At 48.0% G+C, this 22,225-nt stretch carries 20 protein-coding genes and 1 other annotated feature; of the genes, 18 read left to right on the top strand and 2 right to left on the bottom strand.

All coding sequences use genetic code 11. The features are described from left to right. Positions 1-9 precede the first annotated feature (9 nt). The 8 genes from ADU23_RS28520 (at position 10) to leuS (ending at position 9,141) form a co-directional block, all read left to right on the top strand. Positions 10-1,554, top strand: a complete 1,545-nt coding sequence (locus ADU23_RS28520) for a right-handed parallel beta-helix repeat-containing protein (protein WP_053376860.1) — start codon at positions 10-12, stop codon at positions 1,552-1,554. A 303-nt stretch (positions 1,555-1,857) separates the two neighbouring features. Then, a complete protein-coding gene (locus tag ADU23_RS28515; protein ID WP_053376859.1) occupies positions 1,858-2,427 on the top strand; it encodes a PadR family transcriptional regulator in 570 nt (189 codons plus the stop codon). Further along, positions 2,424-2,834 carry a DUF6194 family protein gene (locus ADU23_RS28510; protein WP_053376858.1) on the top strand — a complete coding sequence of 137 codons (411 nt, stop codon included), beginning with the start codon at positions 2,424-2,426 and terminating at the stop codon, positions 2,832-2,834. Before ADU23_RS28515 ends, ADU23_RS28510 begins: the two co-directional genes overlap by 4 nt. 672 nt (positions 2,835-3,506) lie before the next feature. Next, a complete protein-coding gene (locus ADU23_RS28505; RefSeq protein ID WP_053376857.1) occupies positions 3,507-3,995 on the top strand; it encodes a DedA family protein in 489 nt (162 codons plus the stop codon). Positions 3,996-4,004: 9 nt separating this feature from the next. Continuing rightward, a complete protein-coding gene (locus tag ADU23_RS34110; protein ID WP_331459296.1) occupies positions 4,005-4,211 on the top strand; it encodes a hypothetical protein in 207 nt (68 codons plus the stop codon). A gap of 274 nt (positions 4,212-4,485) precedes the next feature. Next, a complete protein-coding gene (locus tag ADU23_RS28495; protein ID WP_053376856.1) occupies positions 4,486-5,172 on the top strand; it encodes a response regulator transcription factor in 687 nt (228 codons plus the stop codon). A 211-nt stretch (positions 5,173-5,383) separates the two neighbouring features. Beyond that, the gene (locus ADU23_RS28490) at positions 5,384-6,268 is read left to right on the top strand and encodes a HAMP domain-containing sensor histidine kinase (RefSeq protein ID WP_231637650.1); all 885 of its coding nucleotides are present in this window, start codon (positions 5,384-5,386) and stop codon (positions 6,266-6,268) included. A 103-nt stretch (positions 6,269-6,371) separates the two neighbouring features. Then, positions 6,372-6,620, top strand: a binding site (T-box leader). Between the two features lie 82 nt (positions 6,621-6,702). Continuing rightward, complete coding sequence (gene leuS, locus ADU23_RS28485; protein WP_053376855.1) at positions 6,703-9,141, top strand: leucine--tRNA ligase; 2,439 nt, start codon at positions 6,703-6,705, stop codon at positions 9,139-9,141. Positions 9,142-9,189: 48 nt separating this feature from the next. On the opposite strand, the gene comER is transcribed toward leuS, so the two are convergent. Continuing rightward, on the bottom strand, positions 9,190-10,029 hold the full coding sequence (comER, locus tag ADU23_RS28480; protein WP_053376854.1) for a late competence protein ComER: 840 nt from the start codon (positions 10,027-10,029) through the stop codon (positions 9,190-9,192). 190 nt (positions 10,030-10,219) lie between these two features. On the opposite strand from comER, the gene ADU23_RS31845 reads away from it, so the two are divergent. From ADU23_RS31845 to holA, 7 genes are all read left to right on the top strand, one after another. Beyond that, positions 10,220-10,741: a ComEA family DNA-binding protein gene (locus tag ADU23_RS31845; protein WP_063846113.1), complete on the top strand. Its 522-nt coding sequence runs from the start codon at positions 10,220-10,222 to the stop codon at positions 10,739-10,741. Between the two features lie 91 nt (positions 10,742-10,832). Continuing rightward, positions 10,833-12,128 (top strand): homocysteine synthase, encoded by a 1,296-nt coding sequence (locus ADU23_RS28470; RefSeq protein WP_053376853.1) that lies wholly within the window; start codon positions 10,833-10,835, stop codon positions 12,126-12,128. A gap of 62 nt (positions 12,129-12,190) precedes the next feature. After that, positions 12,191-12,721, top strand: a complete 531-nt coding sequence (locus ADU23_RS28465) for a deoxycytidylate deaminase (RefSeq protein WP_053376852.1) — start codon at positions 12,191-12,193, stop codon at positions 12,719-12,721. Positions 12,722-12,833: 112 nt separating this feature from the next. Continuing rightward, a complete protein-coding gene (locus tag ADU23_RS28460; RefSeq protein WP_053376851.1) occupies positions 12,834-15,416 on the top strand; it encodes a DNA internalization-related competence protein ComEC/Rec2 in 2,583 nt (860 codons plus the stop codon). Positions 15,417-15,788: 372 nt separating this feature from the next. Then, a complete protein-coding gene (locus tag ADU23_RS28455) occupies positions 15,789-16,337 on the top strand; it encodes an RNA polymerase sigma factor (RefSeq protein WP_053376850.1) in 549 nt (182 codons plus the stop codon). Further along, positions 16,334-17,347, top strand: a complete 1,014-nt coding sequence (locus tag ADU23_RS28450; RefSeq protein WP_053376849.1) for an anti-sigma factor family protein — start codon at positions 16,334-16,336, stop codon at positions 17,345-17,347. The genes ADU23_RS28455 and ADU23_RS28450 overlap by 4 nt, the downstream gene beginning before the upstream one ends. 254 nt (positions 17,348-17,601) lie before the next feature. After that, the gene (gene holA, locus ADU23_RS28445) at positions 17,602-18,636 is read left to right on the top strand and encodes a DNA polymerase III subunit delta (RefSeq protein WP_053376848.1); all 1,035 of its coding nucleotides are present in this window, start codon (positions 17,602-17,604) and stop codon (positions 18,634-18,636) included. A gap of 147 nt (positions 18,637-18,783) precedes the next feature. Here holA and rpsT read toward each other — a convergent pair whose 3' ends face one another. Then, on the bottom strand, positions 18,784-19,056 hold the full coding sequence (gene rpsT, locus ADU23_RS28440; RefSeq protein WP_053376847.1) for a 30S ribosomal protein S20: 273 nt from the start codon (positions 19,054-19,056) through the stop codon (positions 18,784-18,786). Positions 19,057-19,315: 259 nt separating this feature from the next. On the opposite strand from rpsT, the gene gpr reads away from it, so the two are divergent. The 3 genes from gpr (at position 19,316) to ADU23_RS28425 (ending at position 22,212) form a co-directional block, all read left to right on the top strand. Beyond that, positions 19,316-20,257: a GPR endopeptidase gene (gene gpr, locus ADU23_RS28435; RefSeq protein WP_053377871.1), complete on the top strand. Its 942-nt coding sequence runs from the start codon at positions 19,316-19,318 to the stop codon at positions 20,255-20,257. Positions 20,258-20,488: 231 nt separating this feature from the next. Further along, positions 20,489-21,736 carry a stage II sporulation protein P gene (gene spoIIP / locus ADU23_RS28430; RefSeq protein WP_053376846.1) on the top strand — a complete coding sequence of 416 codons (1,248 nt, stop codon included), beginning with the start codon at positions 20,489-20,491 and terminating at the stop codon, positions 21,734-21,736. Between the two features lie 38 nt (positions 21,737-21,774). Next, positions 21,775-22,212, top strand: coding sequence for a hypothetical protein (locus ADU23_RS28425; protein ID WP_053376845.1), 438 nt, complete (start codon positions 21,775-21,777; stop codon positions 22,210-22,212). Positions 22,213-22,225: the final 13 nt, after the last annotated feature.

Below are 22,225 nucleotides of genomic sequence, written 5' to 3'. Positions count from 1 at the left end.
TCCGTCTCAATGCAAACAAAGAGTAAATTATTCATTCTTGGTACGGTAGTTGCAACTGTAATAATTATGATGGGGCAATTGCGTGCCACCTCTACTTCAGCAGCCACTCCCACCTATTATGTAGACTCCAGAGGCAACGATGATAACGCGGGCACCAAAAAATCTCCTTGGAGAACACTCCAGCATGCAGCAGACGTCGTAAAACCGGGCAGTACCGTGTATGTTAGAGGGGGCGTATATAAGCAAAAGCTAAAAATTACCCGCTCCGGCTCAGCCCGGGGTGGTTCGATCACGTTCGTAAACTTTCCGAAGGAAAGGGCAGTCATTGATGGAAGCGGACTTTCTGTCACAGGACAACAAGGCATTATTGAGATTGAAGACGCCAGCCATATCACGATAAAGGGGTTTGAAATCCGTAATTTTATCACAACGAAAAAAGATCAATTGCCTATAGGTATATATGTCCACGGCTCAGGAAGCTATATTAAGATTCTGAATAACAAAGTGCATGATATCAAAAATACCGCTGCACCAACCGGCAGTGACCTGCTTGGCCGGGATGCTCACGGTATCGCTGTGTATGGTACTGATGCACCCGCCTCCATTCATCATGTAGCGATAGAAGGTAATGAGCTTTACAAGCTGGTACTGGGTTCAAGCGAGTCCCTTGTTTTAAACGGAAATGTCGATACTTTTTCCGTGACGAACAATCTCATTCATGATAATGACAATATCGGGATCGATCTCATCGGCTTCGAAGGAGTAGCGCCGCATCCGTCCTACGATCAAGTGAGAAATGGATTAGTCAGTGGCAATAGAGTATATAACATCTCATCCAACTTTAACCCTTCTTACGGTAAATCACTTCCTAACAATAGCAACGCGGCCGGCGGTATTTATATAGATGGGGGGAAAGACAGTGTTATTGAACGAAATTACAGTTACAAGAACGATATTGGCATTGAAATTGCCAGTGAACATGCAGGGAAATCCACAAGCGATATTACCGTGCGAAGCAACATTGTCTACAGTAATCGGTATACGGGAATAGCGATGGGCGGCTACGATAGTGAACGAGGCGCAACTGTGAATTGCAAGATCATCAACAATACCCTATATCAAAATAATTCGCTGAATAACGGCAGTGGTCAAATTCTGCTACAGTATGATACCAAGAATAATATGATCACAAATAATATCATCTTTGCGGAATCATCGAATGTCTTCATCTATAACGAACACACGAAAAACTCGGGAAATGTGGTAGACTACAATCTTTATTACGCCCCCGGAGACGTTTCGAAAGCAACTTGGATTTGGAAAAACGAGGAATATGTCGGTTTTTCGGCTTATAAGACCAGTACTAGAAATGATGTACACTCTATATTTGCCGATCCCCGGTTTGTGAATCAAGGCCAAAATAATTTCCACCTTAAAGCTGCTTCCGCAGCAATCGATGCTGGTAGATCTTACAGTTCGATCATCAAAACCTTGGACATTGACGGTCAAGCAAGACTACGGGGAGCATCAGTTAACATAGGGGCAGATGAGTAAAAGGAAACGTTAGTTCAATAGTACACATCGATGAGCAGGCGCTGCGGTGGCCTGCTCATTTTATTAAGCTCCCTCGGTACGATGCAGTTTTCTCACGAATACTCGCTTATTCGCAGGATTTCACCAGAAGATAAATCGTAAGCCGGATAGAATGGGGCTATAGCCGTCTAAATGGGCATCCGGCTGCTGAGCGGCGTATTCACTAATTATTCAAGTTTGACTAGTGTGAGTTAGGAACGTTATAATACAAGGTATCGCTATTCAAATTTGATTAGTAAAGCAATCCTTGTAAAGGAGATAACCATGTCAACTGTTAGATTACTCGTGTTAGGTTCCATATTGCGAAGAGGAATTAGTCATGGCTATGCAGTTTTAAGTGATATCACTTCTTGGCATGCTGACACTTGGACCAACGTAAAGCCTGGATCTATATATCATGCCTTAGACAAGCTTGAATCGCAGGGGATGACAAGGTCCGTTAATTCAGAGCTCAATGTAAAACTTGGTCCATCACGTAAGGAGTACACTGTCACTAAGAAGGGCGAAATCGAATTTATAGCTTTGCTTGAATCGGCACTTGTAAGTATCGACCTTCAGCAGTTTTCAGCAGGGATTGCTTTTATGAATATGTTATCACGACAAAAATTAAATGCGCTCTTACAGCAACGCCGTATTGCATTAAAAACTTCGATTAACTTTTTGAGGAGTTTGCCAACGGAAGAGCGCCCATCTGATCCTTCCAAGCATCCTGAACTTGTTGGCATTTGGGTTAGTTATGTTGAGAATGAGGCAGCAACTACAGAGAGGATATTGGCAAATGTCCAAGCAGGTAAATACGAGTTCAAATCTGAATTGTTGGAGGGAGAACGATGAAACAGGTGGATTATGACGCATTCATAATGGAACTGCCAAATGTGCAACGAGAAGTGAACTTCGGATATTCGTTCTTTTTTGTCGGCGACGATCACCGCTTACCGTTTGTAACCATTGCTTATTCAGATAATGAATACGACGATGTGTCCAACCTTAATCGAGAAGATGTATTTCGCCTCAATATTGGAGTTAGCAAACAGACCTTTAATAATCTCCTCGCTGGCCTGATGGATGAAAGCATCGACTATTTGGTGCTGAACGAGTTTTTACCACATCCCCAATATTCACGTCAATTCTTTGTTTGTATCCTTAATCCAGTCGGAGAGAATGCCGAAAAAACAAAGCAACTGATTGTAGAAGCACATTTGATTGCAGAAGGAAGGCTTCAACGTAAGGGCGGTAGCTAGGGATAGAGGGTGCATTTCCGTGTGCATAGTAGCTTAGATCGTCGGCTTCGCCAAATATGCCAGCCTGAATAGTTGCATACAAGCCGCGGACTTCAAGCAATTTTGGAACTTAGGGTATTCGCTCGAGTAAGGGAGGGAAACATTATAGCTCTCGGGATCAAGTCCCAAGGGCAGTTACTTTCGAACAGGCTACTTTAATCCTCTATGCAAATGAAAAGAGGTTCAACCAGAAAGATCTGCCTGAACTTATAATACGAACACAAGGCAGTTCAAAAACAGCAGCACCTTAATTTATAATGCGATTGGATGCGAATCATTTTATGATTCGCTTTATTCGCTTTCTTCGCCCCCATATTTTTCATATTTACAGCCCTGTTCCACCCATTGTTTGTCATGTACAAAAGAAAAACGTTCAAAATCTAAGGAAACAAGCGTATTTAAGAGGAAAACGATTCTCCATATAGTGAGATCAATTAAATAACCCGTAAGAAATGCTTGCCTTTAAAAGAGGCGAGCATTTCTTGTTTTGACTGCTTTAAAACATTAAAACAGCTAAGTAATCTTCAGAATTTCTTCAGAAAGTACCTAGGTAGGAACTAAGTATTTTTTTCTATACTGATGTTGTCCTTATCAGGGCGCACACAAGTCATTTTCACGAAATGGGGAGCATACGTGGATCAAATTATGACAATGATAAGCCATTATGGTTACATTGTACTTTTCTTAGCTTTCTGTTTGGGGCCTTTTGGGATTCCAGTTCCAAATGAGGTGACGATTATCGCCGCTGGCATTATGACATCTCAAGGATTGTTGCACCCCTTTTACACCTTTGCTTCTATTCTATTTGGAATGACATCCGCCGTGACGTTAGGGTATTGGATCGGCAGGCTGGCAAGTAAATACGGTTTCCTTCGAAAATTGAGCCATTTCGGAGGATATAAGAAAGCTGAGCAATTTTATATAAGGCATAGTGGGACAGCTTTGTCGTTAGGCTATTTGATTCCGCTAGTTCGATACTTCGTTAGTATTTTAGCCGGAGTAAACAAACTTCCTTTTAAACGAATAATCTTCGTCTCCTATCCAAGTGCTATTGTATGGATCGGCATGTTATACGGTGTCAGCTTCATTATTGGCAATCAATTAGTCCAAATATTTCAATGAGGTGTTAAAATGATAAAGAATCATTTACTGCTTTTTTTTAAAAAATTCATTCTTAATCCTAGAAATGTTGGAAGCGTCATTCCGAGCTCACGTTTTTTGGCGAATCGCATGGTCGCATCGGCAATGTGGGAGCAAGCTGAAAACATCGTCGAAATCGGTTCAGGTACCGGTGGAATTACACGCGTAATTGCAAATAAGATAAAGTATGGTGGTTGAGAGAGATGAAGAGATGGGTCAAACTCTTCAACGGGATTTTCCCCATTTTATTAGGGAAAGTAATGCATTAACCAACTGATTTCGCAGTGCAAAGAAGCGCTGAAACCAGGTGGTAAATTAATTGCTTTTCAGTATTCATTGCAGATGAAAAAATTGCTTTCAGAGCATTTTGAGATTGAAAGTATTTCTTTGGTCCCCTTGAACATCCCTCCCGCGTTTGTTTATGTTTGTAAGAAACCGGAAAATTGAAAAAATAATCTAGGGAGAGATTGAATTGGGTGTAATTTTAGTCGTAGATGATGATTCGGAAATAAGAGACGTTATCCATGTTTACTTACGCAATGAAGGATACTCTGTTATTGAAGCTAAGGATGGAGCGGAAGCACTCGATGTGCTTTCGCAACGGGAATTGGATTTAGTCATTTTAGATGTAATGATGCCACGAATGGACGGTATTAAAGCATGCATTCACATTCGGGAACGATATGCTGTCCCAATCATTATGCTCTCTGCGAAGGAAGGAGATATTGATAAGATCATGGGGTTATCGACAGGAGCGGACGATTATGTAACGAAGCCATTTAATCCCATGGAATTAATCGCAAGAGTGAAAGCGCAGCTAAGAAGACAAAAGATAATCGCAGGGAAGGAAGTTCCACTCAATCAAATAACCATTGGAGAGCTCGTTATTGATATTGCAAAGCACTTTGTATCGATCCGAGGACAAGAGGTCATGCTGACACCGCTTGAGTTTTTAATTCTAAATCTGCTTGCGGCTAATCCAGGACAAGTATTTAGTGCTGATACTATCTATGAATCCGTATGGAAAGAGCGTGTGGGCTATTCAGACAATACTGTCATGGTTCATATACGAAATCTGAGGGAGAAGCTTGAACTCAATCCCAGAAAGCCAGAGTACATCAAGACGGTGTGGGGTGTTGGTTATAAAATGGATAAATAAACGTTTCAAAATCAGACATAGCGTTAGATATTCCTTTCTCGGGGCAACGCTCCTGACCATAGTGATCTCCTACATTCTTAGTTTGTATATTGTGGGTTTGATTGGGCAATTGATCGATTCGATCTCATCAAAAGGAAAGCTTGAGTATATTCCGCTTCTAATCGTTGTATCGCTCGCGGTTTTCATATTGATCTTTCTCTTATCATTCTACATGTTAACGAAGCGAATTATTAAATACTTTTCGGTTCTTTCGGAAGGGTTAGGGTTTATTTCACATGGTAATTTTGAGTATAGGGTTCCTGTTCGTCGCGAGGACGAATTGGGCATATTAGCCAAAAACATGAACAAAATGGCTGAGCAGCTCGCATCCCAAAAAATGAAAGAAAATGAGGCTGAAGATTCTAAAATGAATCTCATTACAGGCGTTTCTCATGATCTTAGAACTCCACTAACGAGTATGATTGGCTATTTGGATTTACTTCGTAATAGATCCTTCTTAGACGAGAACGAATATGATCGGTTCGTAAACAATGCTTATAGCAAAGCACAGCAGTTGAAAATGCTTATTGATGACCTATTCATTTATACGCGTTTGTCTTCTGGAGATATGAGTTTGACGAAGCAACATGCGGATATGCGCGAGCTTTTGGAGCAAGTGCTGTTTGAGTTTGTGCCAATTGCCGAAGAGCATCATGTAGTTGTTAGGCCAGAGATAAGTATTCAAAAGGCAGCCGTCAATATTGACCCTGAACAAGTGGCTAGGATCTTAGATAATCTGCTGATGAACGCTCTTAAATATTCAACGACTCCTAAAGTCATCGATATCCACTTAACCTCGAATGAGACATCAGTTTACTTAACCGTAGCAAATGAGGGAGAACATATTACGAAAGAACAGGAGGCCAAACTCTTCGATCGCTTTTACAAGACGGAAAATATGGAGCATAACAAACATCTTCAAGTAGGTGCCGGCTTAGGCCTCGCGATTGCAAGACAACTTGCAGAACACCAAGACGGTTGCCTTACACTTGCATATGATAATGGTCATTATGCATTCACGTTAGAACTTCCCCTGCTTACTATAAGAAAGAATTGAGCTGGAGCGAATAGAACTTTACCGGTTGAACGCGGGAGTGACAAAGCGATCTCTTGACACGGTAACGCTCGATCTTTATAATCGAAACTAACCATTTTATGCATATGGAGCGTTGAAGAGGAACAGTAATTTCGTAGGCAAGGCCTAGAGAGCCGGCGTTTTTGAAGGTGCAAGCCGGACCTGCTGCGGAGTGAAGCTCGCCTTGGAGCTGTGCGAATAAAAGGTCGATGCCGTGCATCGATTGTGAAAAGCACCGTTTGGCCTGCGATAAAGGCGACAAGTGAGCGATAGGCAAAGCATGCCTGCCGCTAACTAGGGTGGTACCACGGGAGAACAACCTCTCGTCCCTAGCGATAATCGCTAGGGGCGGGAGGKTTTATGTTTTTTTGAAGATGCATACTTACAGCACATATTTTTTAGGAGGATTTAAGCAAATGAGTCAAGAACAGCAATTCCACGGCTACAACCCGCTTGTTGTCGAGCCTAAGTGGCAGCAATTCTGGGATCAGAACAAAACGTTTCAAACAACAGAAGACGCGGACAAACCGAAGTTCTACGCGCTTGATATGTTCCCGTATCCATCCGGCGCGGGCCTTCATGTAGGCCATCCGGAAGGTTATACAGCTACGGACATCGTATCCCGTTACAAAAGAATGAAGGGCTACAACGTGCTTCATCCGATGGGCTGGGATGCATTTGGTTTGCCGGCGGAGCAGCATGCGCTTGATACTGGCCAGCATCCACGCGATATTACATTCAAAAATATCGATAATTTCCGCCGTCAAATTAAATCGCTTGGTTTCTCCTATGACTGGGACCGCGAGATCAGCACGACAGATCCGGAATATTACAAATGGACGCAATGGATCTTTATCCAATTGTACAATAGAGGACTTGCATACGTTGCCGAGGTTTCGGTTAACTGGTGCGAGGCGCTTGGAACAGTTCTTGCGAACGAAGAAGTCATCAATGGACTCAGCGAGCGCGGCAACCATCCGGTTGTGCGTAAACCGATGCGCCAATGGATTTTGAAAATTACCGAATATGCGGATCGTTTGCTTGATGATTTGGAAGAGCTCGACTGGTCGGAGAGCATCAAAGACATGCAGCGCAACTGGATCGGCAAATCGAAGGGCGCTGAAGTTACGTTCGAGATCGACGGCCACGATTCGGCATTGGTCGTATTTACGACTCGTCCCGATACGTTGTTCGGCGCGACATATTGCGTATTGGCGCCTGAGCATGAGCTTGTTGCGCAAATCGTAACCTCGGAGCAAAAAACGGCTGTAGAAGCTTACCAAGAAGCTGCAGCGCGCAAGAGTGACCTGGAGCGCACGGACCTAGCAAAAGACAAATCCGGTGTGTTCACGGGCGCATATGCTATCAACCCCGTGAATGGCGTTAAAACGCCAATCTGGATTGCGGATTATGTGCTTGCCGGTTACGGCACGGGCGCTATTATGGCCGTACCGGGCCATGATTCACGCGACTGGGAGTTCGCAAAGCAATTCGACCTTCCGATCGTTGAGGTTGTTCAGGGCGGAGATATTACGAAGGAAGCTTATGCGGGCGACGGACCGCATGTGAATTCCGACTTCTTAAACGGCCTGACTAACTTGGACGCAATTGCCAAAATGATCGAGCATTTGGATGCAACGGGCAAAGGCAAAGGCAAAATCACTTACCGTTTGCGCGATTGGCTGTTCAGCCGCCAGCGCTACTGGGGTGAGCCGATTCCAATTATTCACTTGGAGGACGGCACGATGAAAACCGTTCCTGAGGATCAGCTGCCGCTCTTGCTGCCTGATGTTGACGCGATTACGCCTTCAGGCACAGGCGAGTCTCCGCTTGCGAGCGTTACGGAATGGGTAAACACGATTGATCCCGAGACGGGCATGAAAGCTCGCCGCGAGACGAATACGATGCCGCAATGGGCAGGAAGCTGCTGGTACTACCTGCGTTTCATCGATCCGAAAAACGACAAGCAGCTATGCTCGCCAGAGAAACAAAAGGAATGGCTTCCGGTTGACCTTTATATCGGCGGAGCCGAGCACGCGGTGCTTCATTTGCTTTACGCTCGCTTCTGGCATAAGGTGCTTTATGATATCGGGGTTGTGGATACGAAAGAGCCTTTCCACAAGCTTGTTAACCAAGGGATGATCCTTGGCAATAACAACGAGAAAATGTCCAAATCACGCGGCAACGTCATTAACCCGGACGATATCGTAAATGAGTTCGGTGCAGATACGCTCCGCATGTACGAAATGTTCATGGGGCCGCTTGAAGCGACTAAGCCTTGGAACACAAATGGCGTGGAAGGCACGTACCGTTTCCTTAGCCGCGTATGGCGTTTGTTCGTAAACGAGGACGGCAGCCTGAACGCGAAAATCGGAGATGGCGATACAAGCGATGCTTTCAAGCGCACATGGCACCGTTCCATTAAGAAAATTACAGAGGACTATGAAGCGCTTCGCTTCAACACGGTCATTAGCCAGCTGATGATTTTCGTTAACGAAGCTTACAAAACGGAAGTGCTTCCGCTTGCGGCTATGGAGCAATTCGTTCAATTGCTTTCCCCAATCGCTCCGCATATCGCAGAAGAGCTATGGGAGAAGCTAGGCCGCAAGGATTCGCTCACTTACGCTTCATTCCCGACTTTCGAGGAAGCATGGACCGTGGATCAAGAAGTAGAGATCGTTGTCCAAGTGAACGGTAAAATCGTGGACCGCGTTTCCATCGCAGCGGATATGGACGTCGCTGAAATGGAAAGCTTGGCGAAGGAAATGGAAAAAGTGCAAGAGCTGATTGCCGGCAAATCGATCCGCAAAGTCATTGCGGTCAAAGGCAAGCTTGTTAATATCGTAGCTAATTAATAGATGTACGCAAAATAAAGAGGTGAGCGGGCTTTAGCTGAAGAACAGCTATTGACCGTTCACCTCTTCGCCTATGAAGGCGGTCGAAACTTTGGCGACATCTTCATCGAACTTGGCATGCGTCGTGCGGATGAGCTGATTGAATACGCCATCCGTCTCGCGGCGAAGCAGATTTAACGCTTTAGCGGTAATGCCGCCAGGCACGGCAACTCTTTCCTGAACCTCTGCTGGAGTCAGCCCGCCTTCGGTTAACAGCAGACCCGTGCCAAGCAGCATGGCGCTTGCTACCCGCAGAGCTTCCTCTCGTCCAATCCCTGTTTCTTCAACGGCTGCATCAACAAATTGCTCAAGCAGGAAGGAGATGAAGGCAGGGCCGCAGCTGGACAGATCCGATACGATACGCGTAAAGCTCTCATCTATTTGAAGTGGCTCGCTAATGTTGGACAACAAATGCTCAAGCTGCGTTTTGTCCTTCTCATCGATCCTCTTGCCGTATATGCAAAGTGATGCTCCGCTCCATACATAGTTCGTGATGCTCGGAATAACCTTTGCCACCTTGCAGTTTAATTCGCCCTCCAAATGGGATAGGAGTACAGGGCTTGTTATGGATACAACCATTTGGCTGGGACGAATGACTGGCTTCAGGTCATCTACGACCTTTTTAAACTCATGCGGCTTCACGCATAAAAAAATGATATCGCAGCCGCAGGCTGCTCCTGCATTCGTGTATTCGGCTCTCATGCCGGAATAACGGTTGGCCAATGCTTGCGCTTTTTCAAAGGTGCGGTTGCTGACTGCAATTTGCGATGGCGATAATGCCGCCGATGCAATAAATGCTTCAATGAGCAGGCTTCCCATCGTGCCCGTTCCGATAAATCCGACATTCATGCTGAGCCCTCCTAAAGGTTTAGCGCGTGCATACCTTCACACCGATGATAGGGTTAAGGTTATGCGCGAGCAAATCCCGAGTCAAAATATCCGTATTCGTTTTGTTTGCTCTCTTACTTTATTCCATAGTACTTGTTCTATATGTCACTAAATACCAAACAATTTGTCGTTTGCAGAAAGGATGATCCAAATGAAGCGTCCCTTTATTGTTGTACCGAATAAACAGTTATTATTTGCCGCTATGTTTTTGATAACAGCTGTAATACTTCTTGCCTTCGCGCTCATGGAGCCAAAACGGGAAACCGATCCCAAATGGGTGCCGCTCAATGCTGAAGTAGAATCGGCGCTAGCCTCGTTAGATCATCCTAATGAGGAAAGAGAAACGCCAGCAGCTGCGCCGCAAACCAAAGTTGAAAGCGCAAGCGCGAATACAGATGGAAAAACAGAAGAAAATACGGTAGATGAGACCGGAGAGGATAAAGGGGAAGCTGCTTTGCATCAAGCCGAGGAGGGCAGCAAACTGGATATTAATCGTGCTACAGCCGCAGAGCTGGATGATTTAAAAGGAATTGGACCTGCGAAGGCGAAGGCGATTGTTCAGGATAGAGATCAGAATGGAAAATTCAGCTCGGTGGATGATTTGCTCCGTGTCAAAGGAATCGGCGAGAAATTGCTGCAAGGTATTAAAGAGAGCATTGTAGCTCGTCCATAATTGTGAGAGAATGGAAGGAAGCGGCATGGAAATGATTCCGCTTCCATTATAGCTACAACCATTCATATCTCATTTTGAAGGAGTCGAGAAAATGTCAGAACAACGCAAACTTTCTCTTGATACGCTATCCGTCCACGGAGGCCAACAAATCGATCCGACTACGTTGTCGCGCGCGGTGCCTATCTACCAGACGACGTCTTACGGATTCAAAGATACGGATCATGCAGCAAATCTATTTTCACTGCAAGAGTTCGGTAACATTTATTCCAGAATTATGAACCCGACCTCGGACGTTTTTGAGAAACGTGTAGCTGAGCTTGAAGGTGCTCCGGCAGCTTTGGCAGTTGCATCTGGCCAATCGGCAATTACATATGCGATACTCAACATCGCTGGTGCAGGCGATGAAATCGTATCTGCAACAAGCCTATATGGCGGAACGTTCAACCTTTTTTCGATAACGCTGGCTAAGCTTGGCATTACGGTAAGATTTGTTGATCCATCGGATCCGGAAAACTTCCGCGCTGCCATTAATGAGCGTACAAAAGCGGTTTATGCGGAGACGATCGGCAATCCGAAGGGCGATGTCATTCATTTAGAAGCCGTTGCTGCAATCGCGCACGAGAACGGCATTCCTTTTATCGTGGACAACACGTTCCCAAGCCCGTATTTGTGCAGACCGATCGAGCACGGCGCAGATATCGTTGTCCACTCTGCAACGAAGTTTATTGGCGGCCATGGCACGTCAATCGGCGGCGTCATCGTAGACGGCGGCAAATTCGACTGGAAAGCCAGCGGCAAATTCCCAGGCTTGACCGAGCCGGATCCAAGCTACAACGGCGTCGTGTACACAGATGCGGTTGGTCCTGTCGCTTATATCATTAAAGCACGCGTGCAATTGCTTCGTGATATGGGAGCGGCGATTTCACCTTTTAACTCCTTCTTGTTGCTGCAAGGCCTTGAGACGCTTCATCTTCGCATGGAACGCCATAGCTCGAACGCGCAAAAGGTAGCGGAGTTTCTGGAAGGGCATGAAGCGGTTGAGTGGGTAAACTACCCAGGACTTGCAAGCCATCCGTCGTATGAGCTCGCGCAAAAATATTTGCCTAAGGGCAAGGGCGCGATTTTGACATTCGGCATTAAAGGCGGCGTGGAAGCGGGCAAAAAAGTGATCAATTCCGTGGAGCTGTTCTCGCATTTGGCGAATGTCGGCGATTCGAAGTCGCTTATTATCCACCCGGCAAGCACGACTCACCTGCAGCTCTCTGAAGAGCAGCAAACGAATGCAGGCGTATCGCCTGGCATGATTCGTCTATCGATCGGTACAGAAGGCATTGAAGATATTTTGGCTGATCTTGCGCAAGCGATTGCGGCCAGCCAACAGATCTAATTCCCATTATTTTTTATAGCAGCCAGAACATCAGATGCAGCAGCTGAAAGGAAGTTGGTTTCATGAACACCCAAACACAGGATGCCGTCCGTAAGGATTGGGACACTTATTTTATGGATATCGCTTATATGGTATCGACGCGCTCGCGTTGTCCGCGCAGACATGTTGGAGCCGTGCTCGTGCAAGGGAAAAAACTGCTTGGTACGGCGTATAACGGAGCGCCGATGGGCGTGCAGGACTGTCTAGAGGCAGGCTGCATGATTTCGGAGGAAGTTGAGATGAGAGTAGTCGACGGCCAGGAGCAGCCGTTCAAGAAGCAGCGCTGCATCCGTACGATCCATGCCGAGCAAAACCTGCTGCTGTTCACGGATCGTGCCGATCGCGAAGGCTCAACCGTCTACGTCACCGACCAGCCTTGCTGGACCTGCGCCAACATGCTTGCTAATAGCGGCGTCATAGAAATCGTCTATCACCGCAGCTATCCGAAGGATAGCGACAAGGTGAGCCATCTAATGAGGCAGAAGGGCATCATATTCCGCTGTTTGGATCATTTTGAACCACCTGCTCAGGCGCATATGGATGTGACTTCGTAGTTGTAGAGCCATTAAATAGGTAGTAGGGGAAGAACCTCTGATTGCATCTTCGGATGCGCCAGAGGTTCTTTTTTTTTCGTTACCGGCAAGTTGCGATGAAGGAGAGATGGGGATGAACCGGCGGCCTTTAATTTGGTTTGTGATTTTCTGGGTATTTGGGAGCGCTGCGGCTGCGGGTTTGAACAGCCGCGGCGTTTTGCTTGCGGCGGGCGCTGCTGCGCTGCTGGCGCTTGCCGCGGTGCTGTGCAGGCAGGCGCCTTGGCAGCTCGCGGCAGCCTGCGTCTTGGCAGTGGGCCTTGCCGCTGGGGAGAGGATGTGGGCGGATGCCCGCAATGTGACCGAGCTGCCGGCCCTGCTCGCCGCCGCAGAGGCGGATGGACCGCGGGCTGCGTATGCGGCGGAAGCGGTCGGCACGATTGTGTCGGCGGTAGAGGTCGACGGCGACCGGGCGATGTTTCGCGTGGAGGCGCAAAGCGTCCACGCGGAAGGGGGAGCGGCCGCGCGAGAGGTGCGCGAGCGGCTGCTTGTGCATGTGCGGCTGGATGCGCAGCCGCAGCAGTCGATCGCCGCGGCGTGGCAGCGCGGCGACAACGTGCGCCTCGCCGGCGAGCTGACGCGGCCGGCTGGCGCATCCAATAGCGGCGGCTTCGATTACCGCCGCTATCTCAGCAGCCAGAGAACCCACTGGCTGCTCAAAGTGCAGGGCACAGGCGCCGTCCGCGCGGCGCCTGGCCCCAAGTGGACCGCGGCCGCGCTGCTCGGCCGCGTCGACGCCGCGCGCGACTGGCTTGGCGCGCGCATGGACGCCATGTACCCGTCCTCGCAGTCCGGGTACATGAAAGGTCTCGTCCTCGGAATCCGCGAGGACCTCGACCCAGAGCAGTTCCAGCAGTTTTCGCGGCTTGGACTCACGCATATACTGGCTATTTCCGGCCTCCATGTCGCCGTATTTATTTACGCGCTTGGCGGCTTGCTTCGGGCGGCGCGGATTAGCCGCGAGCGAATATTGCTTATTCTCATGCTGTCCGTCCCGCTATACGTGCTGCTCGCCGGCGCTTCGCCTTCGGTAAACCGCGCTGGACTTATGTCGGTGTTGGCTTTGCTGGCTGCCCGAATGGGGAAGCTCAAGGACGGCATGCATCTGCTGGCTGCCGCCGCGGTCATGATGCTCGCATTTGATCCTTTCCTGCTCGAGAATGTAAGCTTCCAGCTATCGTTTATTGTGACGCTCGGCTTAATAGTGGGCGTCAAGCCCGTGCGCCAAGCGCTGCCGCAATGGCAAAAGGGCAAGTGGCTGCTGGATTTGGCAGCCGTCACGCTTGTTGCCCAGCTCGTTTCCTTCCCTTTAACGATCTATTATTTCAACCAGTTCCATGCGCTGTCGATGCTTGCTAATTTTGTGCTCGTTCCGTTCATAAGCTTTATTGTGATGCCGCTTGGCGCAGCCGCGCTTCTGCTGGGGATGATTTGGGATTCTGGCGGCAAGCTGCTAGCCTATGCCTCGCAATATGCGAATGATTGGACGTTTGCGCTTGTCGAGCAGTTAGCGGCGGTCGACTCGGTTCGATCGATTTGGGCAACCCCGCCGCTCTGGTGGGTAGCGTCTTGGCTCCTGCTGCTTGGCGCTTTATTTCAGGCCCTCAACCTTTGGAGCACGCAATCGGCTGATTTGCGTGCCGAAGCGATTGAGGCAATGGAGGCAACGGCACCCATAGGAGCAGCTTCTTCAATGAGGATGCCTCAGCCCAGTTATAAAGGGGTGAAGACATCTTTTTACTCATTGCTGATCCTTTCTATCTTCATGCTCTTCTATGCGTATAAACCGGATTTGTTTAACAGAAAAGCTGCTGTAAGCTTTATCGACGTTGGTCAGGGCGATGCGATCCATATCCGAACGGCCAGCGGAAAACAAATATTGATTGACGGCGGGGGGACACTTTCCTTTGGCAAGGAAGGCGAGGAGTGGCGAGAGCGCAGCGACCCTTTTGAAGTAGGGAAGAAGGTGCTTGTTCCTTTATTAATGAAAAGAGGCGTGCGCGCTGTCGATATTCTAGTTATCTCGCATCTGGATAGCGATCATATCCGCGGCTTGCAGGCGGTACTCGATTCGATCCCGGTTCGCAGCATTTGGTGGAACGGTACCGTTAAAGAGGCTGAGGATGCACAGCTGCTGCTGAGAAAGGCGTTGGAGCTGCGAATTCCAATGTATAGCGTGCATGCTGGCCAGCAGTACAAAATCGACGAGCAGACGGAGGTCAGCATCTTGTGGCCGATTGCGAAAAAGGATTCTGTTGTACAGCAGGCAGAGGAGCAGAACGAAAGCAGCGTCGTGATGAGCGTGCGGTTATACCACTCGACCTTCTTGTTTTCCGGCGATATTAATTCCGTAACGGAGCGGTCTATTATTCGTCATGAACAGAAGCGCTCTAATCGGGCCGCAGAGCAAAAAACGATAACGGTCATGAAGGCTGCGCATCATGGCAGTCGTTTTTCGACGGGCAAGGAATGGTTGGATTATTGGAGGCCGTTCGGAACAGTAGCATCGGCAGGAGCGTCAAATAGCTACGGGCACCCCCATCCGGATGTCTTATCCAGACTGGCAGTCGCCGGAGCGGTTATTTGGCGGACGGACAAGGATGGCGAGGTTCGTTTTACGGTAACGGCCAAAGGGCTGTATAATGGCACTATGCGCTAATTTAACTGAGGTTATCATGCTGCTATAATGGGAGTTAATCCATGTTTTAAGATGCTTTTGGTATATATTTATGAGAAATAGATCAAAGGTCCGCCTTCTTCATGCAGTATTCGATCACTTTCTATATACGAGGTACTAGAAATTTGGTATCCTTTGATGTGGAGTTTATTTCGCATTTTCGTTTTATCATTCTCGTATGCTACATTATTTTACCGTTGTTTGCTTGCGAAATGAACCATAAACGGTCCCGCAAGGGGACGATGTTATCCAATGGCAATTGTTACTAAAAAAAATATAGTAATATTTCAAACAAATCTGCAACTTTTACCGCAACCGGTTCGTCAGAATGGTTGCAAGAGAGGGGGATCCTTCGTGGTGGAGCCGGAGCTTATAAGAGCCGCTCAGTCGGGAGATCGCGACGCTTTAATTACTCTATTGCGAGAGATTGAAACGCATGTTTATCGGACAGCCTATTATATATTAAACAACGAACAAGATGCACTGGATGCTGCGCAGGAAGCGCTCATTCGCATCTATACGAAAATAGGCTCGTACGAAGAAAAAGCGCAGTTCAAAACATGGATTCAGCGTATTGTAACAAACATTTGCATTGACAAGTTTCGGAGAAATAAACCGACCGTCTCGATAGATGAGCATGACATGGTATTCCACGAGAAACAGAATGTGGAGGACGAGGTAATGTCTGCTTACGCTGTTAAAGACATTCAAGCCGCTATCGATAAGCTTCCTGAGCATCATCGAGCGGTTGTCGTCCTTCGGTACTTACAAGATTTCTCTTACAACGAAATCGCAGATTCGCTCGATTTGCCGCTCAACACGGTAAAATCTTATTTGTTCAGAGCTAGGCAGCAGCTGCAGACGTTACTCCATGATTATCAGAAAGGTGGTGTCCGGGGATGAATTGTCAAGAGGTGATGGAATTAATGCAAAGACAGCTAGACGACGATCTCGATGAAAGCGAGAAAGAAGTCTTGATGAGCCATACTAGACAGTGTCCGGACTGTGCAGCGATGTTCGAGCGGTTACAGCTGTTATCCGCCGAGCTTACCAGTTTACCCAAAGTTGTGCCGAGCTACAGCCTTGTAGACGCTATTATGCCCCAATTGGAGCGTATGGAGCTCTTTGGTCAGCCTGACTCGGATACTGAGCCTGCTCCTGCCGTACAAGCAGCAGAAGCGCTTCCTCGCCGCGCTAAGCGCGAACGGCGTTGGCCGTCCATACGCATAATGAGCGGAGTTATCGCGGCCGGTATTGTAGCAGGATTATTTCTTGTTACGTATAAGCCTGATTCTTCGCCGGATTTAAGCAGCACCGCTAAATTTTCTGCTAATGAATCCAGCAATGCCGCCGCCGATATGCAAGCGGATGTCCCGAAAGAATTATCGTTTAAAGGACCTAAATCCGACGATGCAGCCATGCCGGATGTGAGTACGGAAGGTTTAAGAAAGCAAGAAATGATGGGCGATAAATCATTCGTAGAGAATAACGGTGATTCAAGCCAAAGCAATTCGAACTCCAGCGGAGGTTCGGGATCAAACACGGGGAGCATGCCATCCAAAGCGATTAAGCCGGATGAAAGTTCTAACGGCAGCACTGATGGCGGATCAAATCCAACTCAAGGCATTGCCGGTGAGCAAAGCGGTGAATTCGGAATCACATCCCAAGATGCCGCCGTTGTTTCTCCTGATGGCAAATATAGCGGGGAAGTTGTTGGATTTGGCATCAAATTGTATGCTGTATCCGACCAATCTCTATTGTTCGAGTCTCCGCGCAAAAACGGCAAGCTGGCCAATTTGAGCTGGTCAGAGGACAGCTCGAAGCTGACCTATGAGGTTCAGGTGGAAAAGGGCGCAATCGAGAAATATGTGATTGACATTGCTACTTTTACAGAGCAGAAGGCGGCTCACTAATTTACAAGATAAGCAAAAACAAGCGTCAGCTGTTTTTGCCTACAAACATTCGCACACATTCATCCGCTTTTGCGTATAGTATTAGCAACGAGAGTGTCTGCGACGAAGCCTTAACGTCGTATGACCATCCGCAGGGCGGCACCATGGGCCTGCCTGCGAATGTTTATATAGATGTTCGGCAAAGGGATGAAGCCTAGAAACGGCTCATCCCTTTGTTGCCGTTTAAATGTACTTACTGGTAACGAGGTGAAGGTATGGATGCGAAGGAAGCTTTAAAGGAAATTAAGGGCGGCCGCTTTCGGCCTATCTATGTGCTATACGGGAAGGACCGCTACCGGCTCCAGCAGTTTATTAACGTTTTGACGGAAGCGATGTTCACGGCTGAGGAGCGCGAGCTTGGCATCGTCAAATTTGATACGGCGGAAACCTCGATAGATGAAGCCGTGCTTGAAGCGGAGACTTCGCCGTTTTTCGTGCAGCGCAAGCTTATATTGATACGGGATGCTACCGTGCTTTGTGCTGGAGGCAAAGAAGGGGGAAAGCTTGAGCATCGCCCTGAAAAGCTTATTCAATACATGGAGTACCCTTCAGAATCGTCGATTATCGTCATTTCCGTAAATGCCGAGAAGCTGGATGAGCGCCGGAAGCTCGTCAAGACATTAAAGGATCGGAATTCGCTAGTGCCATTTCCCGAGCTGGACGCCGCTCAGCTCAAGCAATGGATGATCAAGCGCGCTGCGGAGCAAAATCGGACGATGACGGCAGATGCAGCGGATCTGCTGCTCTCGCGAGCGGGATCAAGTATGCAGCAGCTGTCGCAAGAGGTGGACAAGCTTTGTTTGCATGCGGGCGCTGGCGGCACCATTGATGTGGAAACCGCTGCGCTCCTAACAGCTGCAACCGTCGAGGAGGACGTGTTCGCCCTTGTGGACGCCATTGCCGAGCTTCGCATCGATCGTGCGATTCGATTGTACAGGGAGCTCCTCGTGCGACGTGAAGAGCCCATTAAGATCGCAGCGCTTATCGCAAGGCAATTAAGAATTATGCTGCAAATTAAAGAGCTGGAGCAGCATCACTATTCACCGCAGCAGATGGCCGGCCAATTAGGTTTGCATCCTTATGCGGTCAAGCTTGCTGCTGAGAAGAGCAGAAAGTTTCAGGTGGCAAGGCTTGGCAGGCTGCTTGCATCGCTTGCAGACCTTGATTACCAAATGAAAACAGGCGCTATCGACAAAACGTTGGGCCTAGAGCTTTATTTGCTTTCACTCGGCATGGAGAAAGGCGCGTAGCCTGACTCCAGTGCCATTTTTTTTATTATTGGTTGAACGCAAAAAAAAAAGCTTCACTGCTCGTAATGAGCGGCGAAGCTTCTTTTGAGTGCCAAACGAGCTTCTAACGCCCTAGGACGAAATTAGCCGTTTATGCAGGTATCATGCTTAGGCTTGAGCCGAAAGGGCATTAAGTCTTTTAGCAAGACGTGATTTTTTGCGGGAAGCCGCATTTTTATGAATCAGGCCTTTAGTTGCTGCTTTGTCCAATTTTTTCGTTGCAGCGATAAGAGCTGCTTTAGCAGCATCTACATCAGTGCCAGCGATAGCTTGGTCAGCAGATTTAACGGCCGAACGAAGTGCGGATTTTTGGGATGCATTCAAAGCACGACGCTTTTCACTTGTTTTAACGCGTTTAATCGCGGATTTAATGTTTGGCATGGAATTCACCTCCTAAACTGTTTACAACGGTTCATATACATAATAAACCTAGACAACACAACTTAAAATATATTATCATGCCGATGCCCAAAAAGCAATAGCAGTAAGTTTCCTGTTGCAACAGTTGCGAGTATGAAAAAAAACCATCTGCAAACAATAACCTTAGAACATGTGTATGAAGGGAGAATGAGCAGTGGAGAACGAGCTTGATCTGCAGAAATACAACGTAAGAACCGATTTGGCGCTTGAGGCCAAGGAGATGGCGGAGAGACCGAACGGCGGGCCAATACCAGGCATCCAATCGGAGACTACGGAAGATGACGGCATTACCATTACACAGCTTCAAGTCCAAAATGAGCAAGGCGCGCAGGCGATAGGCAAAATGCAGGGCAATTATGTGACCATCGAGGTGCCGGGACTGCGAAATGGCGATACAGGGCTGCAGGATCGTGTTGCTACGCAGTTTGCCAAACATTTTGAAGCTTTCTTGGAGAGGCTGTCCATCAATAAATCGGCGCGCGTTCTCATTGTCGGTTTAGGCAACTGGAATGTTACGCCTGACGCGCTAGGTCCGATCGTCGTCGAAAATGTAATGGTGACGCGTCATTATTTTGAGCTAATGCCTGATCAAGTCGCGCCCGGCTACCGGCCTGTTAGCGCGGTCGCGCCAGGCGTGCTCGGCATCACAGGAATCGAGTCGAGTGAAATTGTCCATGGGATCGTCGAGAAGACGAAACCGGATCTTGTTATAGCGGTCGATGCCCTTGCATCGAAAGCGGTGGAACGCGTGAACACGACGATCCAGATCGCGGATACAGGCATTCATCCAGGCTCGGGCATCGGGAACAAACGTAAGGGACTGACGCAGGAAATTTTAGGCGTGCCTGTTATTGCAATAGGCGTTCCAACGGTTGTCTACGCCTCGACGATTGTGAATAACACGCTTGAAATGATGAGCAGCCACTTTAAGCAGCAAAGCGCCAACTCGGATCAAATTATGGGGCTTGTCAATCAAATGGACGAGAACGAGCGCCTGCAGCTTGTCCGGGAAGTGCTGAGTCCGCTCGGGCATGATCTTTTGGTGACGCCAAAAGAGATTGACGAATTTATTGAGGATATCGCCAATATTATTGCGAGCGGCCTTAACGCGTCGCTGCACGAGGCTGTCGATTCGAGTAATGTAGCGGCTTATACGCATTAAGCTTTAGCTTTAGTTTGGAGCTGTCTATTAAGGCGATTAGCCTTTTAGGACAGCTCCTTTTTGCGCGTCGGAATGGCTCTGGCCAAGTCTAGTAGACGAGGTCTATTGATCAACGAGCCAAATCTATTACATACATGCATTCACATTTAATAGGTTCTATGAACTCTATTACTCTCATAGTTTAGTAGTAACAAAAGCCACTGGCGCGAAGAAGCGGAGGTATCAAAGCTAATGAAACGAAGGATCATGCTGCTGGATATCGGGAAAGAAAGTAAACGAATGAGACAATTGCTGGTGACGGGACGTACGTTCGCGTTGCTCTCTTTTTGCTCCATGCTGTTTTTTGTCGTGCTGGGCGTTGCGGGAATGGCGCATAAGCAAACGACGGCTTCACCGGTTAATTCGATGAAGGGATTCGCTGCTGCCGTATCCAGCGGATTTTTTGGGGATATGCTAGAGATGGAGATGCCTGCTTTTCAAAGCAGCAAGGAAACCGAATCTTTTACGACCAAGCAGCTAAGCGCATTTCTAATGAGGGCTCTGACGGATATTAATCCGAACGATCCAAAGAGCCTGCTCGCAGGCGAGCTGCCGGGCATGAGCGCGAATGACGCTTTTCTTATACGCAAAGGCATTGGCACGGATACGGATATTGGACCTGAGGACAATGCGCCGATTACCTACGATCCGCTGGAAGGGCTTCACGAAGGGACCGGGACCGATGTAACAGGCGAGCCAACGGATGAACCGGCTGGACAGCCAACTCCTACGGATGAGCCTGATCAGCCAGATGATAGCGGCACGCCGATTAAACCAACAACGGGCGGCGCGAAGGTTGCCTTTATTTATCACTCCCATAACCGGGAATCTTGGTATCCCGTGCTGACGGATAAATCAAAGGACCCAAGCTCCAATACAAAAAACATTACGCTAGTCGGCAAGCGGCTTGCGCAGAAGCTGGAGGAGAAAGGCGTCGGGGCGCAGCATTCCAATACGGACTATCCGTCAACCATCAAAGATTTCAAATATTATTTATCCTATAAATATTCGATGAAAACGGTGAAGGAAGCGATCGCGAGCAGCAAGGATTTGAAGTTTTTCTTCGATCTTCACCGCGATTCCCAGAAACGAAAGTATACGACGATTGATATTGAAGGCAAAAGCTACGCTCAGGTTTATTTTATCATCGGGCATAAAAATCCAAACTGGGAGAAAAACGAAGCGTTCGCAACCAAAATACATGATGCGCTTGATAAAAAATATCCAGGCATCTCACGCGGCATTTGGGGCAAGACAGCCGCATCCGGAAATGCGGAATACAATCAATCGCTTGCAGCAGACAGCGTCCTAATCGAGGTAGGCGGCGTTGATAACACGCTGGAGGAATCCTATCGCACAGCCGATGCACTTGCGGAAGTCATTTCGGAGATCTATTGGGCGGAGGAGAAGGCTTCAACGAGCAAGGGCGACGCGAGCTAACGAGCGAACAGCTTAATAAAGAGAGGAACGGTGAACCTATGAAACGGAATACGCTAAAATGGACGGTGCTCGGCGGCGCCATCGCGATTATCGTCATGTACGGGATTGATATGTCCACCGCGGGCATTGAGCGTATTTACGGTCCGATGGAAGGCGGGAGCGAATATACGGAAGTCGTGCAGCCTGTAGAAACGACGGACCCGGCAAAAGAGCTGGCGAACGCCCAGCAGCAAAAAATTGCCCAGCTTGAGAAGGAGCTTGAAGAGCTGAAGCGGATGGCAGCGAAGGGGGCAGAATACTCGAACGAATATGACGAAGGCAAGCTTACGGAGAATGAAAGGCTGCCGGGCGTGCCCCTCCAGAACGATCAACCGGCAGTGAACCGGATCGCCGATTCAACCTCTGGATTGCTGCAAAATATGTCTAGCGAAGGCATTCGAATGGTCGTTTCGATATTCGACGGCTTAACCAAGTGATAATGAACATTGC

This window comes from Paenibacillus sp. FJAT-27812 (assembly GCF_001273905.1).
In the GTDB taxonomy this organism is placed as follows: Bacteria; Bacillota; Bacilli; order Paenibacillales; family Paenibacillaceae; genus Pristimantibacillus.
This window is presented reverse-complemented; position numbering and strand designations above follow the sequence as displayed.

Coding starts and splice junctions, on each gene's coding strand:
- gpr (WP_053377871.1), top strand. CDS start 19,316: ATGGCGGAGAGACCGAACGGCGGGCCAATACCAGGCATCCAATCGGAG.
- ADU23_RS28515 (WP_053376859.1), top strand. CDS start 1,858: ATGTCAACTGTTAGATTACTCGTGTTAGGTTCCATATTGCGAAGAGGA.
- spoIIP (WP_053376846.1), top strand. CDS start 20,489: ATGAAACGAAGGATCATGCTGCTGGATATCGGGAAAGAAAGTAAACGA.
- ADU23_RS34110 (WP_331459296.1), top strand. CDS start 4,005: ATGATAAAGAATCATTTACTGCTTTTTTTTAAAAAATTCATTCTTAAT.
- holA (WP_053376848.1), top strand. CDS start 17,602: ATGGATGCGAAGGAAGCTTTAAAGGAAATTAAGGGCGGCCGCTTTCGG.
- leuS (WP_053376855.1), top strand. CDS start 6,703: ATGAGTCAAGAACAGCAATTCCACGGCTACAACCCGCTTGTTGTCGAG.
- ADU23_RS28510 (WP_053376858.1), top strand. CDS start 2,424: ATGAAACAGGTGGATTATGACGCATTCATAATGGAACTGCCAAATGTG.
- ADU23_RS28460 (WP_053376851.1), top strand. CDS start 12,834: ATGAACCGGCGGCCTTTAATTTGGTTTGTGATTTTCTGGGTATTTGGG.
- ADU23_RS31845 (WP_063846113.1), top strand. CDS start 10,220: ATGAAGCGTCCCTTTATTGTTGTACCGAATAAACAGTTATTATTTGCC.
- ADU23_RS28465 (WP_053376852.1), top strand. CDS start 12,191: ATGAACACCCAAACACAGGATGCCGTCCGTAAGGATTGGGACACTTAT.
- rpsT (WP_053376847.1), bottom strand. CDS start 19,056: ATGCCAAACATTAAATCCGCGATTAAACGCGTTAAAACAAGTGAAAAG.
- comER (WP_053376854.1), bottom strand. CDS start 10,029: ATGAATGTCGGATTTATCGGAACGGGCACGATGGGAAGCCTGCTCATT.
- ADU23_RS28470 (WP_053376853.1), top strand. CDS start 10,833: ATGTCAGAACAACGCAAACTTTCTCTTGATACGCTATCCGTCCACGGA.
- ADU23_RS28490 (WP_231637650.1), top strand. CDS start 5,384: ATGTTAACGAAGCGAATTATTAAATACTTTTCGGTTCTTTCGGAAGGG.
- ADU23_RS28450 (WP_053376849.1), top strand. CDS start 16,334: ATGAATTGTCAAGAGGTGATGGAATTAATGCAAAGACAGCTAGACGAC.
- ADU23_RS28425 (WP_053376845.1), top strand. CDS start 21,775: ATGAAACGGAATACGCTAAAATGGACGGTGCTCGGCGGCGCCATCGCG.
- ADU23_RS28520 (WP_053376860.1), top strand. CDS start 10: ATGCAAACAAAGAGTAAATTATTCATTCTTGGTACGGTAGTTGCAACT.